This is a genomic window from Amycolatopsis coloradensis (genome assembly GCF_001953865.1).
Classification (GTDB): Bacteria; Actinomycetota; Actinomycetes; order Mycobacteriales; family Pseudonocardiaceae; genus Amycolatopsis; species Amycolatopsis coloradensis.
Map to the genome: position 1 here is coordinate 612,904 of NZ_MQUQ01000005.1, position 14,156 is coordinate 627,059.

13 protein-coding genes are annotated in these 14,156 nt (G+C 70.0%); 4 read left to right on the plus strand and 9 right to left on the minus strand.

Features of this window, described 5'->3' with window-relative positions; all coding sequences use genetic code 11:
* Positions 1-5: 5 nt before the first annotated feature.
* The 4 genes from BS329_RS12485 to BS329_RS12500 are packed head-to-tail and all read right to left on the minus strand — an operon-like array spanning position 6 to position 2,555.
* The gene (locus BS329_RS12485; protein WP_076159592.1) at positions 6-239 is read right to left on the minus strand and encodes an exodeoxyribonuclease VII small subunit; all 234 of its coding nucleotides are present in this window, start codon (positions 237-239) and stop codon (positions 6-8) included.
* On the minus strand, positions 236-631 hold the full coding sequence (locus tag BS329_RS12490) for a hypothetical protein (protein ID WP_076159595.1): 396 nt from the start codon (positions 629-631) through the stop codon (positions 236-238). Before BS329_RS12490 ends, BS329_RS12485 begins: the two co-directional genes overlap by 4 nt.
* Positions 628-1,893 carry an exodeoxyribonuclease VII large subunit gene (xseA, locus tag BS329_RS12495; protein WP_076159598.1) on the minus strand — a complete coding sequence of 422 codons (1,266 nt, stop codon included), beginning with the start codon at positions 1,891-1,893 and terminating at the stop codon, positions 628-630. The genes BS329_RS12490 and xseA overlap by 4 nt, the downstream gene beginning before the upstream one ends.
* Entirely contained in the window at positions 1,890-2,555 is a 666-nt protein-coding gene (locus BS329_RS12500) for a lipid droplet-associated protein (protein ID WP_076159601.1), read from the minus strand. Before BS329_RS12500 ends, xseA begins: the two co-directional genes overlap by 4 nt.
* Positions 2,556-2,706: 151 nt before the next feature.
* Here BS329_RS12500 and BS329_RS12505 point away from each other — a divergent pair, with 151 nt between their 5' ends.
* A complete protein-coding gene (locus BS329_RS12505; RefSeq protein ID WP_076159604.1) occupies positions 2,707-3,720 on the plus strand; it encodes a 4-hydroxy-3-methylbut-2-enyl diphosphate reductase in 1,014 nt (337 codons plus the stop codon).
* A gap of 92 nt (positions 3,721-3,812) precedes the next feature.
* On the opposite strand, the gene BS329_RS12510 is transcribed toward BS329_RS12505, so the two are convergent.
* Positions 3,813-4,679 (minus strand): DUF6542 domain-containing protein, encoded by an 867-nt coding sequence (locus BS329_RS12510; RefSeq protein WP_076159607.1) that lies wholly within the window; start codon positions 4,677-4,679, stop codon positions 3,813-3,815.
* Between the two features lie 597 nt (positions 4,680-5,276).
* Positions 5,277-6,191: a DNA recombination protein RmuC gene (rmuC, locus tag BS329_RS12520; protein ID WP_143252982.1), complete on the minus strand. Its 915-nt coding sequence runs from the start codon at positions 6,189-6,191 to the stop codon at positions 5,277-5,279.
* A gap of 177 nt (positions 6,192-6,368) precedes the next feature.
* Between rmuC and BS329_RS12525 the strand changes: the two genes are divergently transcribed.
* Both BS329_RS12525 and BS329_RS12530 read left to right on the plus strand, forming a co-directional pair.
* Positions 6,369-7,520 (plus strand): exonuclease SbcCD subunit D, encoded by a 1,152-nt coding sequence (locus tag BS329_RS12525; protein WP_076159612.1) that lies wholly within the window; start codon positions 6,369-6,371, stop codon positions 7,518-7,520.
* Positions 7,517-10,468, plus strand: a complete 2,952-nt coding sequence (locus tag BS329_RS12530) for an AAA family ATPase (RefSeq protein WP_076159615.1) — start codon at positions 7,517-7,519, stop codon at positions 10,466-10,468. The genes BS329_RS12525 and BS329_RS12530 overlap by 4 nt, the downstream gene beginning before the upstream one ends.
* A gap of 79 nt (positions 10,469-10,547) precedes the next feature.
* Here the strand turns inward: BS329_RS12530 and BS329_RS12535 are convergent, their stop codons facing one another.
* Together BS329_RS12535 and BS329_RS12540 are read right to left on the minus strand one after the other, a co-directional pair.
* Complete coding sequence (locus tag BS329_RS12535; RefSeq protein ID WP_076159618.1) at positions 10,548-11,048, minus strand: methylated-DNA--[protein]-cysteine S-methyltransferase; 501 nt, start codon at positions 11,046-11,048, stop codon at positions 10,548-10,550.
* A complete protein-coding gene (locus BS329_RS12540; protein WP_076160258.1) occupies positions 11,045-12,511 on the minus strand; it encodes a DNA-3-methyladenine glycosylase 2 family protein in 1,467 nt (488 codons plus the stop codon). Before BS329_RS12540 ends, BS329_RS12535 begins: the two co-directional genes overlap by 4 nt.
* A 105-nt stretch (positions 12,512-12,616) precedes the next feature.
* Here BS329_RS12540 and ychF point away from each other — a divergent pair, with 105 nt between their 5' ends.
* Positions 12,617-13,699, plus strand: coding sequence for a redox-regulated ATPase YchF (gene ychF / locus BS329_RS12545; RefSeq protein WP_076159621.1), 1,083 nt, complete (start codon positions 12,617-12,619; stop codon positions 13,697-13,699).
* Positions 13,700-13,873: 174 nt separating this feature from the next.
* Here the strand turns inward: ychF and BS329_RS12550 are convergent, their stop codons facing one another.
* Positions 13,874-14,134 carry a hypothetical protein gene (locus BS329_RS12550; protein ID WP_076159624.1) on the minus strand — a complete coding sequence of 87 codons (261 nt, stop codon included), beginning with the start codon at positions 14,132-14,134 and terminating at the stop codon, positions 13,874-13,876.
* Positions 14,135-14,156 lie beyond the last annotated feature (22 nt).

Here is a 14,156-nt window from a genome sequence, read left to right on the forward strand (position 1 = left end):
GAACGTCACTGACCGTTGCCGCCCTCGTCCTCCACCGACGACAGCGCGGCTTCGATCCGCTCGCGCGCGCCTTCGAGGTGGTGCTCGCAGACCTTGGCCAGCTGTTCGCCCTTTTCCCAGAGGGCGAGCGACTGTTCCAGGGACAGCCCGCCCGCTTCGAGCTCGCGGACGACCTCGACAAGCCTGTCGCGGGCCTGTTCGTAGCCGAGTTCGGCGGTCTCGCCACCGGGTTTGCTCACGCTGTGCTTCCTTCTACCGGACGTCGATGCTTGCCGATACCCGCGCACACTACCGCGCCGGCCATGGCGTTGTCGTAACCCACGAAGGCGAGAGCGAACTCCTGTCCGTCACCCTCCGCGATCGCCGCGAGAAGGTTCTCCTGGGCCCGCGCCACCCGTTTGCGGTGCGCGGAGCCGTCCGAGAACCACCATCGGGTGCCGACATGTTCCGCCGTCGCTTCGGAGAGTCTTCGCAGTTGGGAGTCGAGGCCGCGTTTGACGCCGAATTCGCATCCGGCCAGCAGGACCGTCCAGCATTCCCCGGCGGCGCGGTCGGTCAGCAGCGCGTTGCGCAGCACTTCGGGGGCGTCGGCGCGCTTCGCGGCGTCGACGGTCAACGGCAGAAAGGTCAACGCCCCTCCTCCGGCTCTCCCGCGACGACGGCGCCGAGTGCGCCGTCGACCACGCGGACGCGCAGTTTCGCGCCGTCCGTGACTTCGGAGACGGACCGGAGTACCTGGAGGTTGCCTTCGGCGTCGGTGTACTGCACCACCGCGTAGCCGCGTTCGAGGGTCGCCGCGGGGCCGAGCGCGGTCAGCCGCGCGCGGGCGCTGGCGATCTCCGCCTGATCCTTGGCGAGCAGGGTGAGCATCGCGCGGCGCCCGCGTTCACGGTGGATTTCGACGTCGTCGGAACGGCGCTGGACAGGGCCGAGCGGGTCGGCGAGCACCGGGCGGCTGCGCATCTGGTTCAGCAGCCTGACCTGCGTGTCCACCCAGCCGTGCAGGGCGCGGCGGCCGCGGTCGCGCATCTGGTGGACCCGCTGGGTCTCCTCGCGCACGTCGGGCACGATCCGCTTGCTGGCGTCGGTCGGCGTCGAGCAGCGAAGGTCGGCGACGTGGTCGAGCAGCGGGGTGTCCGGTTCGTGCCCGATGGCGCTGACCACCGGGGTCCCGGCCGCCGACACCGCGCGGCACAGGGCCTCGTCGGAGAACGGCAGCAGATCTTCCACACTGCCGCCGCCGCGCGCGATCACGATGACGTCGACGTCCGGGTCGCGGTCCAATTTGGACAGTGCCTGGAGGATCTGCGGGACGGCGAGCGAACCCTGCACCGCGGTGTTGATCACCTTGAACGCGACATGCGGCCAGCGGGCCTGCGCGTTCACCAGCACGTCGCGTTCCGCGGCGGACGCGCGGCCGGTGATCAGCCCGATTCCCTTGGGCAGGAACGGGATCTTGCGTTTGCGCTCGGGGGCGAACAGGCCTTCGGCCGCCAGCAGCCGCCGCAACCGTTCGATCCGCGCCAGCAGTTCGCCGATGCCGACCGCGCGGATCTCGTTGGCGCGCAGGCTGAACGAACCGCGGTTCATGAAGAACGTCGGTTTCGCGTGCACCACGACGCTCGCGCCCTCGCGCAGCGGCGGTTCGATCGTGCGCAGCAGGCCCATCGGGCAGGTCACCGACATCGAGACGTCCGCCGACGGGTCGCGCAGCGTCAGAAAGGCGGTGTTGGTGCCCTGGCGGGCCGAGATCTGCGTGACCTGGCCCTCCACCCAGACCACGCCGAGCCGGTTGATCCACTCGCCGACCTTGCGGGCGACCGTGCGGACCGGCCACGGGTTCTCGGCGGTGGTGGACGGGCTCGCCGGAGCGGAGGTGGGCTCGGCGCTCACGGGCCTTCCGCGCTGTCGCCGTCTTCTGTTTCCGCCTTCTTCACGTTCCCGATGCGACGCGCGAGCATGCCGACGAACGACGGCCGGTCGGCGTTCGCGCGTTCGTAGGTCAGCAGTTCCTCCAGCTGCGCCAGATCGAACCGGCGCAGGCGGGCGCGCAGCTGCGGCAGGGTGAGCGTGTCGTAGTCCTCCAGCCCGGCCGGACCGGAGTCGACGGGGGCGCGCGCGCTGTCGAACTCACCGTCGGCGTGGTCCTCGGCGAGCGCGCGCTCCTCCTCGGCCCACGGGTCCTCGGTGAGTGCTTCGAGATCGTGGAAGTGACCGTTCGTCTCAGCGCGCGGCTCGGGGACGTCGGCGTCTTCACGCAGCGGGATCACGCACGAGTCGCGTTCGTAGCGGCGTTCGGGCTCGTCGGGCGGGAGATCCTCGTCGAAGGTCGCCCAGCTGGGAGCGTCCTCGACCGGGCGAAGGACCGACAGCGCGTCGTCACCCTTGATCGCGAGTTCGGTGACGTGCTGCTGCACGCGCATGGAGAACTGGAGCACCTGGCTGACCACCGTGACAGGGAGGCCAGTGAGCTGCTTGGGAAGTTCGCGAACCCGCTCGGCGGTGGTGACGGCGAGGCCCGCGGCGACCCGGAGGGGGAGCGGGAGAGGCTTCATACGTCTAGCCTGCCGTATCTGGTCCATCCTGCCCAACCGAACGGGTGGGTCGGCTCACCGGACGTGACTCCACGCACATACTTTAGAGGGGTTCCCAGGTCACCTAAACGTGAGTGCGAGGAGCCTCCGGGGCAGCCCGTACCCTGGGGGCATGAGTTCTGCGAGTCCCGGAATCACGCCAGCCGGCAGTCCGACGATCACCGAGTCCGGTGTGCCGGCAGGTGGCAAACGTGTCCTGCTCGCCAAGCCTCGCGGCTACTGCGCGGGCGTCGATCGTGCGGTCATCGCCGTCGAAAAGGCACTCGAGCTCTACGGCGCACCCGTGTACGTGCGCAAGGAGATCGTGCACAACCGGCACGTCGTGGAGACCCTGCGCGAACGCGGGGTGATCTTCGTCGACGAGACCTCCGAGGTGCCGGAAGGCGAACTGGTGGTGTTCTCCGCGCACGGCGTTTCGCCCGCGGTGCATGCCGAAGCGGCCGAGCGCAACCTGCGGACCATCGACGCGACGTGTCCTCTTGTGACGAAGGTGCACAAAGAGGTCAACCGGTTCGCGAAGGACGACTACGACATTCTGCTGATCGGCCACGAAGGCCACGAAGAGGTCGAGGGCACCGCCGGCGAGGCTCCCGACAAGGTGCAGCTCGTCGACACCGCCGAGGACGTCGACAAGGTCGAGATCCGCGACCCCTCGAAGGTCATCTGGCTTTCACAGACCACCCTTTCGGTGGACGAGACCATGGAGCGCGTCGATCAGCTGCGGGACAAGTTCCCCGGCTTGGCCGACCCGCCCAGCGACGACATCTGCTACGCCACCACGAACCGCCAGGTCGCGGTCAAGGCCATGGCCGCCGAGTGCGATCTGGTGCTGGTCGTCGGCTCGACGAATTCGTCCAACTCGAAGCGGCTGGTCGAGGTCGCGCTGAAGGCGGGTGCGCGCGCGTCGTACCTGGTCGACTTCGCGCACGAAGTCGACGAAGCGTGGCTCGAAGGCGTCGAGACCGTCGGTGTCACGAGCGGCGCTTCGGTGCCGGAGGTGCTGGTCATGGACCTGCTGGCGTGGCTGGCCGAGCGTGGCTGGGGCAACGTCGACGAGGTCACCACGGCGAACGAGAAGATCGCTTTCGCGCTGCCGCACGAACTGCGGAAAGTCGGCAAGGCCTGAGGCCCCCGATCCGGAAAAGGGCCGTCCGAGGATCTTCTCGGGCGGTCCTTTTTGCTGGTCAGCGGCTCAGGTGAGAGCAAAGGTCCCTTGCTTCAGCGCTCGTCGTCCCAGGGGCGGCGACGCGGCGGCTGACCGCCACGGCGAAGGTCGTCCGCCCGCGGCGGACGGCGGCGCGGGGCGCCTGGGGCGCTCTCACCGCGAGGGTCGCGACGGCGAGGTTCGCCGTCTTCCGCCGGACGCGGGCGCCGCGGCTGTCCCGGCGGCGGGGGCTTGCGGACACCGGACTCGGCGTCGCGGCGAGGACGGCGTTCGTCGTCGGCCGGACGGCGGCGCGGCGACGGCGCGTCGTCCCGCGGCGCGCCGCGGCGCGACGGCGGGGGCGGCGTCTGCCCGGTCCGGGAGGCCGGACGGCGAGGGCCCGCCGCGGCCGGTTTGGCCGAGGCCTTGGCCTCCTCGCGACGCTCCGGCTTGGCGTTCGACTTCAGCTTCACCGAGGCGTCGGGATCGCGTTCGCGGTAGATGCGGAAGACGCCGATCGCCAAGGTGAGGCCGGTGGTGATGGCCATCGTCGGGAAGCCGTTGATCAACGGGCCGCCGACGTCGACGGCTCTGGACAGCAGGTCCGTGCCCTTGCTGCCGTCAGAGGTCAGGAGGATGACCCCCGGCACGGTCACGGCCAGGACCAGGGGCGGCTGCACCATCGGGCCGAACAGCCCGCGGCGCTGGACGGCCACCACCGCGGCCACCGCGCCGACGGCGTAGCACGCCTTGAACAGCAGGCCCAGGTCCTTCTGCATCGTCATGTCGACGAAGGCGCCAAGGATGGCGAGCCCGAAGCCCACCAGTACGGCCGCCCACCAGGGCAGCCCACGCCTGGCGCCGACGAGGGGACGCTCGTCCCAGGCAACGGGAACGTCGTCGGCATCAGGATCGCTCTGGCGATCGCGAATCGCGGTCACAGGCCCCACCGTATATCCACGCAGCGGACATACCGCCAACAGGCGGTAGGTCAATCGCCTGGTAGTGGTCATCCCCGACCACCCGGACGGATTGTCCGGGTGCTTCTCGGAGGTAGGACGGGCGAGGGGGCGACAAGGTTGTCAGGAGAGGTGAAACGGAGCCTCCGGTTCCGGAAACCGCAGGTCGCGAAGGGCGTAGTCCGATCCTCGTGAGTGACAGGGATGGTCTTCGCCTGTCCGCCGATTTCGATGACGCGCCGGTGCGGGCGACCGACACGACCTCGGCGACGATGGGGGAATCGGGACACTGAACGTCCCAAGTCCTGCATCGTCAACGCTCAGCCGATCAAGCGCAGGTAGCTGGGCGACCGCGCCCCGGTCACCCGAAGTACATGAAGGCCTCCTTGCTTGCGCTAGGCGCAAGCAAGGAGGCCTTCATGTACTGGGATGGGCCTCACGCGCCGTCGCTGTGGCTGGTGGTGTCGCTGGGACTCAGGGTGGTGCGCCGCATGAGGGGAACTTTGGGGGACCCTAGGTTCCTCAAGGAGTCCTTCACGGACCTCCGGTCCCGCTACCGGTAGGCGCTCACGAGGGCCGTCACGACGCGGGGAGTTCGTCCGCCTTCCGGATCATCGGCACCTGAGCCGGGCTGCCCGCGGCGTCCGTCAGCGGGGAGACGGTGCTCCGGAAGCTCTCGAGCGCTTCCAGCTCCCGGCGCCGGGCCGAGATGAAGCGCTGAAGGTGGGTGCTCGACAGGTTCAGCGCGTCGACCGCGTTGCCCGCGGCCCGGTGCGCGGCCGCGGCGCCCGCCCGGACCTGCTCGACGTCTTCGACCAGTGCCCGCTCGGTCGCGGCGAACAGCGCGGCGGACGCCAGTACGGCGAAGCCGGTGGGCCCGCACAGGAAGACGCGCCGGTCCAGCATCCAGCGCAGCAGTTCCGGGTCGGTGTCCAGCGCGGCCACCACGGCCGCGTCGGACGGGACGAACATGATCGTCCCGTAGATCGCGTCGGCCCAGCGCTGGTAGCCCTTGCCCGCCAGTTCGGCCGCCCGCGACCGGAGTTGCCGGACGTGGACGCGCAGCGCGTCGAGCCGTTCTTCGGGGTCGTCGGTCTCGACCGCTTCGGCCCAGCAGGCCATGCTCGCCTTCGCGTCGACGGGCACCGTCCGCCCGCCGCCGACCCGAAGCACCATGTCCGGTTTCGCCGCGCCGCCGCCCGCCAGGTCCGTTTGCAGGGTGAAGTGCAGTTCTTCGCGGAGCCCGAGTGCGCGGGCGGTCTCCAGGAGCACCTGTTCGCCCAGTTCGCCGCGGCCGCTGATGGACGCGAAGGCGACCTCGTACCGGCGAAGCGCGAGTTGCTGCTGATCCGCCTTCGACCGTTCGGCGGCGACCAGTTTCGCCGCGGCGTCCGCCCGCCGCATGCCGTCGTTGTACAGCCGCCACAGCAGCGCGACCGCGACGAGCAGCAGAAGCGCGAGCACGACGGCCGCGGTGGTGATCACCGTCGCCACCGGTACCTCCCCTCCGGATCCGAGTCGGGACATCATGGCGGAACCCACCGACAAAAACTCCGGTGGCCGGTCGCGCTCCGTATCTGACCTGCGCCGTCCCCGGCGTGTCGGAAAGCGCGGCGGTGCCAAGGGCGCGCCTCCCCTGCTCGGCCGGTGCGCGGCCCTATTTTGGGCTGCGTGAAGCTCCTGCACACGTCCGACTGGCATATCGGCCGCACCTTCCACGGCGCCGATCTGCTCGCCGAGCAAGAAGCCGTGCTCGGTCACCTCGCCGACCTCGTGATCGCCGAGTCGGTCGACGTCGTGCTCGTGTCCGGGGACATCTACGACCGCGCGGTGCCCTCGGCGGAGGCCGTCCGCGTGGCCACCACCGCACTCGGCAGGCTCCGTCAGTCCGGGGCGCAGCTGGTGATGACGCCGGGCAACCACGACTCCGCGCCGCGGCTGGGCGCGTTCGCCGACTTCGCCGCGGCGGGCGGACTGCACCTGCGTGCCACGATCGACGGCCTCGCCGAGCCGGTGCTGCTGCCCGACGAACACGGTGACGTCGCTCTCTACGGCATCCCCTACCTCGAACCGGAACCCGCCCGCCACGCCCTCGGCGTACCCGAAGCCCGTGGCCACACCGGTGTCCTCACCGAGGCCATGCGGCGGATCCGGGAGGACCTCGCGAGCAGGCCGTCCGGAACGCGGTCGGTGGTGCTCGCGCACGCCTTCGTCACCGGCGGCGAGCCGACCGAATCCGAGCGGACCATCGCGGTCGGCGGAGTCGAGCAGGTGCCGGGTTCGGTGTTCGGCGGCGTGGACTACGTCGCACTCGGCCACCTGCACGGGCCGCAGACCCTGGCCGAGCACCTGCGCTATTCGGGCAGCCCGCTGGCGTACTCGTTTTCCGAGACACGTCAACGGAAGTCGGTATGGCTGGTGGACCTCGGCGCCGACGGTCTCGCCGAGGTCCGGCGCCATGAGCTCCCGGTCCCGCGGCAGCTCGCGATGCTCCGCGGCGAGCTGGCGGATCTGCTGTCGGACCCGGAACACGACGGCCTCACCGAACATTTCCTCTCCTGCACGGTCACCGACCGGGTTCGCCCGATCGACGCCATGCGCAAACTGCGTGAGCGGTTCCCGCACGCCGTGCACCTGGACTGGCAGCCGGAAGGCGGGCACGACGGCGCGGCGCTGAAGTACGCCGAAGCCGTCCGCGGGCGATCCGACGTCGAGATCACGCGCAGTTTCCTGGAGGACTGCCGCGGATCCGCGCCGTCGGACAGCGAGGAGCGGCTGGTGCTGGCGGCACTGGGCGCCGCGGGCAGGGAGCGCGAAGTATGAGGCTGCACCGGTTGGAGGTCGCCGCTTTCGGGCCGTACGCGGGCCGCGAGGTGGTGGACTTCGACGCGCTCGGCGCCGACGGGTTGTTCCTGCTGCACGGCGATACCGGCGCGGGGAAGACGACCTTGCTCGACGCCATCGCGTTCGCGCTGTTCGGCACGGTTCCCGGCGCTCGTGGCGAGGTGAAACGGCTGCGCTGCGATCTCGCCGAGCCCGACCAGGTCACCGAGGTCGTCCTCGAACTGACCGTGCAGGGCCAGCGGATGCGGATCGCGCGCAACCCCGAGTACCAGCGGCCCAAACGCCGCGGCGAGGGAATGACCCTCCAGCAAGCTAAAGCGGTGCTGAGCTGGGTCGGCACGGTGCCGGCCGGACACGTCGCCGAAGGCATCACCCGGATCGACGAGGTCGCGCGCACGGTCGAACGGCTGATCGGCATGACGCACGAGCAGTTCTTCCAGGTGGTCTTGCTGCCGCAAGGCGAATTCGCGCGGTTCCTGCGGGCGAACACGGCCGAACGCGAGGAGTTGCTGGAGCGGCTGTTCGGCACCGAGCGGTTCGCGTGCGTCGAGAACTGGTTCGCGAACCTGCGCGCCGAACGCGGCCGCGAGTTGTCGGCGCGGCAGCAGTCGCTGCGGGAGTGGGTCGCGCGGTTCGCGCAGGTCGCCCAGGATGAAGCGCCCGAAGAGGGACAGGCCGAGTGGGTCGACGCGGTGCTCGCCGAGTCGGCCGAGCGTGTCGCCAAGGCACAGGAGCGGGAGGCGATAGCTCGCGCGGCGGCGAAAACGGCCGAGATCGTCTGGCAGGAGGACCGGTCCACCGCTGAACGGATCCGTCGGGTGCGCACCGCGTACACGCGCCTTTCGGCGATCGCCGAACAGGCGGGGCAGCGCGCGGAGTGGGCGGAAGAGGTCGAGGCGGCTCATCGGGCGGCGGGTGTGGTCGCGGAGGCCGATCTCCTCGAACGCAGACTGGATCAGCTCGCGGAGGCCGAGTCCACGGAAGCCCTCCGCGTACAGGAAGTGCCTGATGCCGCGGACGGTTCCGCCGCCGAGCTTCGCGCTCGTGCCGGCGGTTTGCGTGAAGAGGCGGGTGGCCTCGCCGAACTCGTGGCGGAAAGTGAGCAGCAGCAACGGGATCTGGCGCGACGTGAACAGCTGAACGCCGTCGCGGAGAAGGCAGGGAAGCAGGCCGAAGACTTCGCTGCCGAACTGGCTTCCGCGCCTGAGAAGGTCTCGGCCCTGCGTACTGAAGCGGCCGCGGCCGCCGAAGCCGTCGCGAAGCTCGACGGCGCCCGCACCCGCGTCGATGAACTGGCCGCCCTGGTCCGCGACGCCGACGAAATGCCTCGGGCGGAACAGGCCGTCACGCGAGCGCGTGGTGTGGTCAGTGAGGCCGTGGACGGCCATCAGAACGCCCGTCAGCACCGGCTGGACCTGCGGGAGCGGCGTCTCGAAGGGATGGCGGCCGAACTCGCCGCCGGTCTGCTCGACGGCGAGAACTGCCCGGTCTGCGGGGCGACCGAGCACCCGTCGCCGGCGACGCACACCGGCGGACTGGTCGATCCTGAGGACGAACGCCGCGCCGAAGTCGCGGAGCAGCAGGCACACGTCCGGCGGGAAAAGGCGAAAGCCGCGTTGCAGGAAGCCGAAAACCGCCTGGAAGTCCTGGTCGGACGGCTGGGCGAGCATACGGCGGAGACCTTGCGAGCCGGACTCGGCGAGGCACGGCGAGTGGTCGGCGCGTTGTCGGAAGCGGCCGGGCGCAAACCCGCGCTCGACACACGACTTCGTGACCTGGAACGGAAAATCGAGCGGCTGACCGACCAGCGCGGGGTGGCCGAGCGACAGGCGGTCGAGGCCGCCGCCGAGGTGCGCGGTTCGACGGAGCGGCTGGCCGAACGGGAACGGCGGCTGGAAGCCGCGCGCGGCGAGTTCGCCGACGTCGGGGCGAAGCGTCGGCACCTGCTCGGCTTCGCGACCCGCCTCGACGCGCTGGCCGAAGCGCGGCTCGCCGTCGTCGGTGCCCGCGAACGCCGTGACGAGCAAGCGAAACTGGTCAAGGAAGCGTTGCGGGCCAAGGGTTTCACGAATCTCGACGAGATGCGCGCCGCGTCACGCCCGGAAGAGCAGATCACGAAACTGGAGAACAGCCTCGCCGACGCCAAGGTGATGGATCGGGCCGCCCGCGAGGAACTCGCGCAGCCTGAGCTGTTCGGCATCTCGCCGGAGGACGAGATCGACATCGCGGCCTCCGAGGAGCTGGCGCGAGACACCCGGGGCGAGGCCGAACAGGCGTTCGCGGCCCTGCGGGCGGCCAAGACCCGGCACACGGACCTGACCGGCCTGGCCGAGCGGATGACGTCCTTCATGGCGGAACTGGTGCCGGTCGAAAAGCGTTATCACGAACTGAAGGCGCTGGCCGAGGTGGTCAACGGGCGTGGGCAGAACGCGCGCAAGATGTCGCTGCGCTCGTACGTCCTGGCCGCGCGGCTCGAGGAGGTCGCGGTCGCGGCGACCGCTCGCCTGCGGACGATGAGCCAGGGCCGCTACTCCTTCGTGCACTCCGACGCGGCCGGCGCCCGGGGCACCCGCGGCGGTCTCGGTCTCGACGTGCTCGACGACTACTCCGGCACCGTCCGGCCCGCGAAGACGCTGTCCGGCGGCGAGTCCTTCCTCGCGTCACTCTCGCTGGCGCTGGGCCTCGCCGACGTCGTCGCCGCCGAAACCGGCGGCGCGCTGCTGGACACGCTGTTCATCGACGAGGGCTTCGGCACTCTGGACGCCGAGACGCTCGACATCGTCATGAACATCCTCGACGAGCTTCGCGCCGGTGGGCGCGTGGTCGGGCTGGTGTCGCACGTGGAGGAACTGCGGCAGCGGATCCCGACCCGGCTGCGGGTGCGGAAGGCGCGCGCCGGCTCCTCGATCGAAATCCACGCCGCGTGACTTCTCGGCTGTTATGAACGGACCTTTCATAACAAAATTTGTTATGAAAGGTCCGTTCATAACACGCGCGAAGGGGCACTCAGGCGGCTTCGTGGGTCAGCAGCCACTGCTTCGCCGGAACGCCCCACCGGAAGTTCCCCACCGCGCCGCCGGTCCGCACCACCCGGTGGCACGGCACGAACAACGCCGCCGCGTTCTTCGCGCAAGCCGACGCGGCCGCCCGCACCGCCGACGGATTCCCCGCCAGCGCCGCGTACTCCGCATAGCTCACCGGCTCACCGGCGGGCACCTTCCGCAACATTTCCCAAGCGTGCTCCCGGAAAGCGCCGGACCGCTGCCGCACCTCGATGTCGGCGACCGCGTCCAGGTCGCCGTCATGGTACCGGCGGATCGCGGTGCTCACCGGCCCCAGGTCCCGTCGCTGCTTCACCTCACCGGGAGCCAGCGACGGCGAGATCAGCGGTGTCAGGTCGCCGACGTCACCGGTCCAGCCCGAGGCGAGGACGGCCCCGTCATCCGCCACCACGGCGGTGAACGGGCCGATCTTCGTGTCCATTGTGGACCAATATGCGATGCTCATCGTTCTTCCTTTCCAGCGCGCCACAGGTACATGCCGGCGTACGAGGACCAGGGCTGCCAGGCCCGTCCGCGTTCGGCCAGCGTCTTTTCGTCGTCGGCGATCCCCAGTGCGGCCGCGCCTCGGCGCAGCGCCGGATCACCGGTCAGCAAGATGTCCGGTGCGCCGAGTACGCGCATCAGGACGTAGTCCGCGGTCCGGGGCCCGATTCCCGGGAGGTCGAGCAGCTCCGCCCGCATTTCCAGGGGATCGCGGCCGACGTGGACCGAAACGCCGTCCGCCAGTGCGCGGGCCACCACGGCCACCCGCCCGGGACCGTGTTCGGCGACCTGCGCGGCCGTCGGGAAGACCGTGGTCACCCCTTCCAGTGACTCGTCGCAGCTGGGCACCCGTTCGCCGAGGGCGTCGGCGAGCGACGCTGTCTCGGCGGGAGGCAGCAGCGCGCGCAGCACGAGTTCGTCGCCGTCGACCGCGCCGGGCACCCGGATACCGGGGATCGCCTCGACCAGCGGCGCGAGCGCCGGGTCGGCCCCGAGGACCCGCGTGACCGCCTCCGGATCGGCGTCGAGGTCGAGCAGCCGCCGCATCCTGGCCACCGCGCTGCTGAGGTCACGCAGGTCGGTGAGCCGCAGGTCGCAGCGGACGTGGTCGTCCTTCGCCGTCAGCCACACCACACCGGCGCCGTGTGCGAGCCGCAGCGTGCGGGCAAAGGCGGTCACTCCGGAATCGTCGCGCGTCACGTGCTCGACGCCCGGAACGGCCCGGTCGGCCAGGAAGGTCAGCACCCCGTCCGCGTCGAACGGCTTGCGGAACGGCAGCCGCAGGCTCAGCCTGGTCCCGGTCGGTGTTTCGTCCGCCTTACGACGCCCTCGACGCAGACTCGCCGCGCGAAGCTGCGAAGGAGTCGTCGCGAACACCTCGCGGATCGTCTCGTTGAACTGGCGGACGCTGGAGAAGCCCGCCGCGAACGCGACGTCGGTCAGCGGGAGTCCGGACATCTCGATCAGCAGCCGCGCCGAGTGCGCCCGGTGCGCCCTGGCCAGGGCGAGCGGACCGGCGCCGAGTTCCGCGGTGAGGACGCGCCCGAGCTGGCGTTCGGAATAGCCGAGCCGTCGCGCGAGCCCCGGAACGCCGTCGCGCTCGACGGTTCCGTCCGAGATGAGCCGCATCGCCCGCGCGGCGAGGTCGGCCCGGATGTCCCAGTCGGGCGAGCCGGGGACGGCGTCGGGGAGGCAGCGGCGGCAGGCGCGGAAGCCGTTCGACTGCGCGGCGGCCGAGGTGGGGTAGAAGCGGACGTTCTGCTGCTTCGGCGTCGACGCGGGGCAGGACGGGCGGCAGTAGATCCCGGTGGTGGCCACGGCCATGATGAACTGGCCGTCGAACCGGGAGTCACGGGCGGCGACGGCGCGGTAACACCGTTCGGTGTCGCGCCACACGGCCCGTTCGGCCAAGATCTGCTCGGTCATGACACCGATCGTGCCACCAGGTCGGGGGCTCGGCTGGCGGAAATCCGACACGGCGATCAAGGCCTCGGCGGATGGGGTGGCGGGCGGCACGTAGACTTCCGGCCCGTGAGTCTCACCCTCGGCATCGTCGGCCTGCCCAACGTCGGCAAGTCCACCCTGTTCAACGCGCTGACGCGCAACGACGTGCTCGCCGCGAACTATCCGTTCGCGACGATCGAGCCCAACGTCGGCGTCGTCCCGCTGCCGGACCCGCGGCTGGACGAACTCGCCAAGGTCTTCAACTCCGAGCGCACCGTGCCGGCCGTCGTGTCCTTTGTGGACATCGCGGGCATCGTGAAGGGCGCGTCCGAGGGCGCCGGGCTCGGCAACAAGTTCCTCGCGAACATCCGCGAGGCCAACGCGATCTGCCAGGTCGTCCGGGTGTTCGACGACCCGGACGTGATCCACGTCGACGACCGGATCGACCCGGCGAGCGACATCGAGACGATCAACACCGAGCTGATCCTCGCCGACCTCCAGACGCTCGACAAGGCGCTGCACCGGCTCGAGAAGGAAGCGCGGACCAAGAAGGAAGCCAAGCCCGCCCTCGACAACGCGGTCAAGGCCAAGGAGATCCTCGACGAGGGCCGGACCCTGTTCCAGGCGCAGAAGGAGGTCGACTTCGAGGCGCTGCGCGAGCTGAGCCTGCTCACCACGAAGCCGTTCCTCTACGTCTTCAACGCCGACGAAGGCATCCTCACCGACGAGACCCGCCGCGAAGAGCTGGCCAAGATGGTCGCTCCCGCGGACGCGGTGTTCCTCGACGCGAAGGTCGAATTCGAGCTGCTGGAGCTGGACGACGAGGACTCCGTGCGCGAGCTGCTGGAGTCCGTCGGCCAGCACGAGCCTGGCCTGTACTCGCTGGCCCGCGCCGGTTTCCACACCCTCGGCCTGCAGACCTACCTGACCGCCGGCCCCAAGGAGTCACGCGCCTGGACGATCCCGCAGGGCGCGACCGCCCCGCAGGCGGCAGGCGTGATCCACACCGACTTCGAGCGCGGCTTCATCAAGGCCGAGGTCGTCTCGTTCACCGACCTGATCGAGAACGGTTCCATGGCCGCGGCCCGGTCCGCGGGCAAGGTGCGCATGGAGGGCAAGGAATACGTCATGTCCGACGGCGACGTGGTGGAATTCCGCTTCAACGTCTGATTCCGGCGTGCCCGCTCACACCGCAGGACGCTGTGGCCGCAACTGAGCGGGCGAAGCAGGGCAGAGCGGCGCGTCAGTTCTCAAGCAATCGGGTTATGTCTTCGAGTTGAGCGCTGAGGTGCTCCCACGGTCGGTTGAGGTCGAGGGTTTTCGCACTGATTCGGTTACCTTGAACTACGACGTCCAGGTCAGGTTGCTCTGCGGCGTCGGTCCGCGCGTAGAGAAGCAGTCCGCTGACGGATCCGTCGCGCCGGGTGTCCTCGTCCAGTACACCAGCGCGTCGAACTCCCCGGCCTCGTATTCGGAGACCGGTGCGTCGTATCCCGGCCGTTCAACGGTCGGAGTCTTCCCCGCGCGGTTGTCGGCCAGAGGTCCGAGACCGGCGTGCCCCGCGACGGTGGAGGAATGGGGACGCTGACGTTCCCATTCCTCCACCGTCGACTTCGGCGTCCGCTCT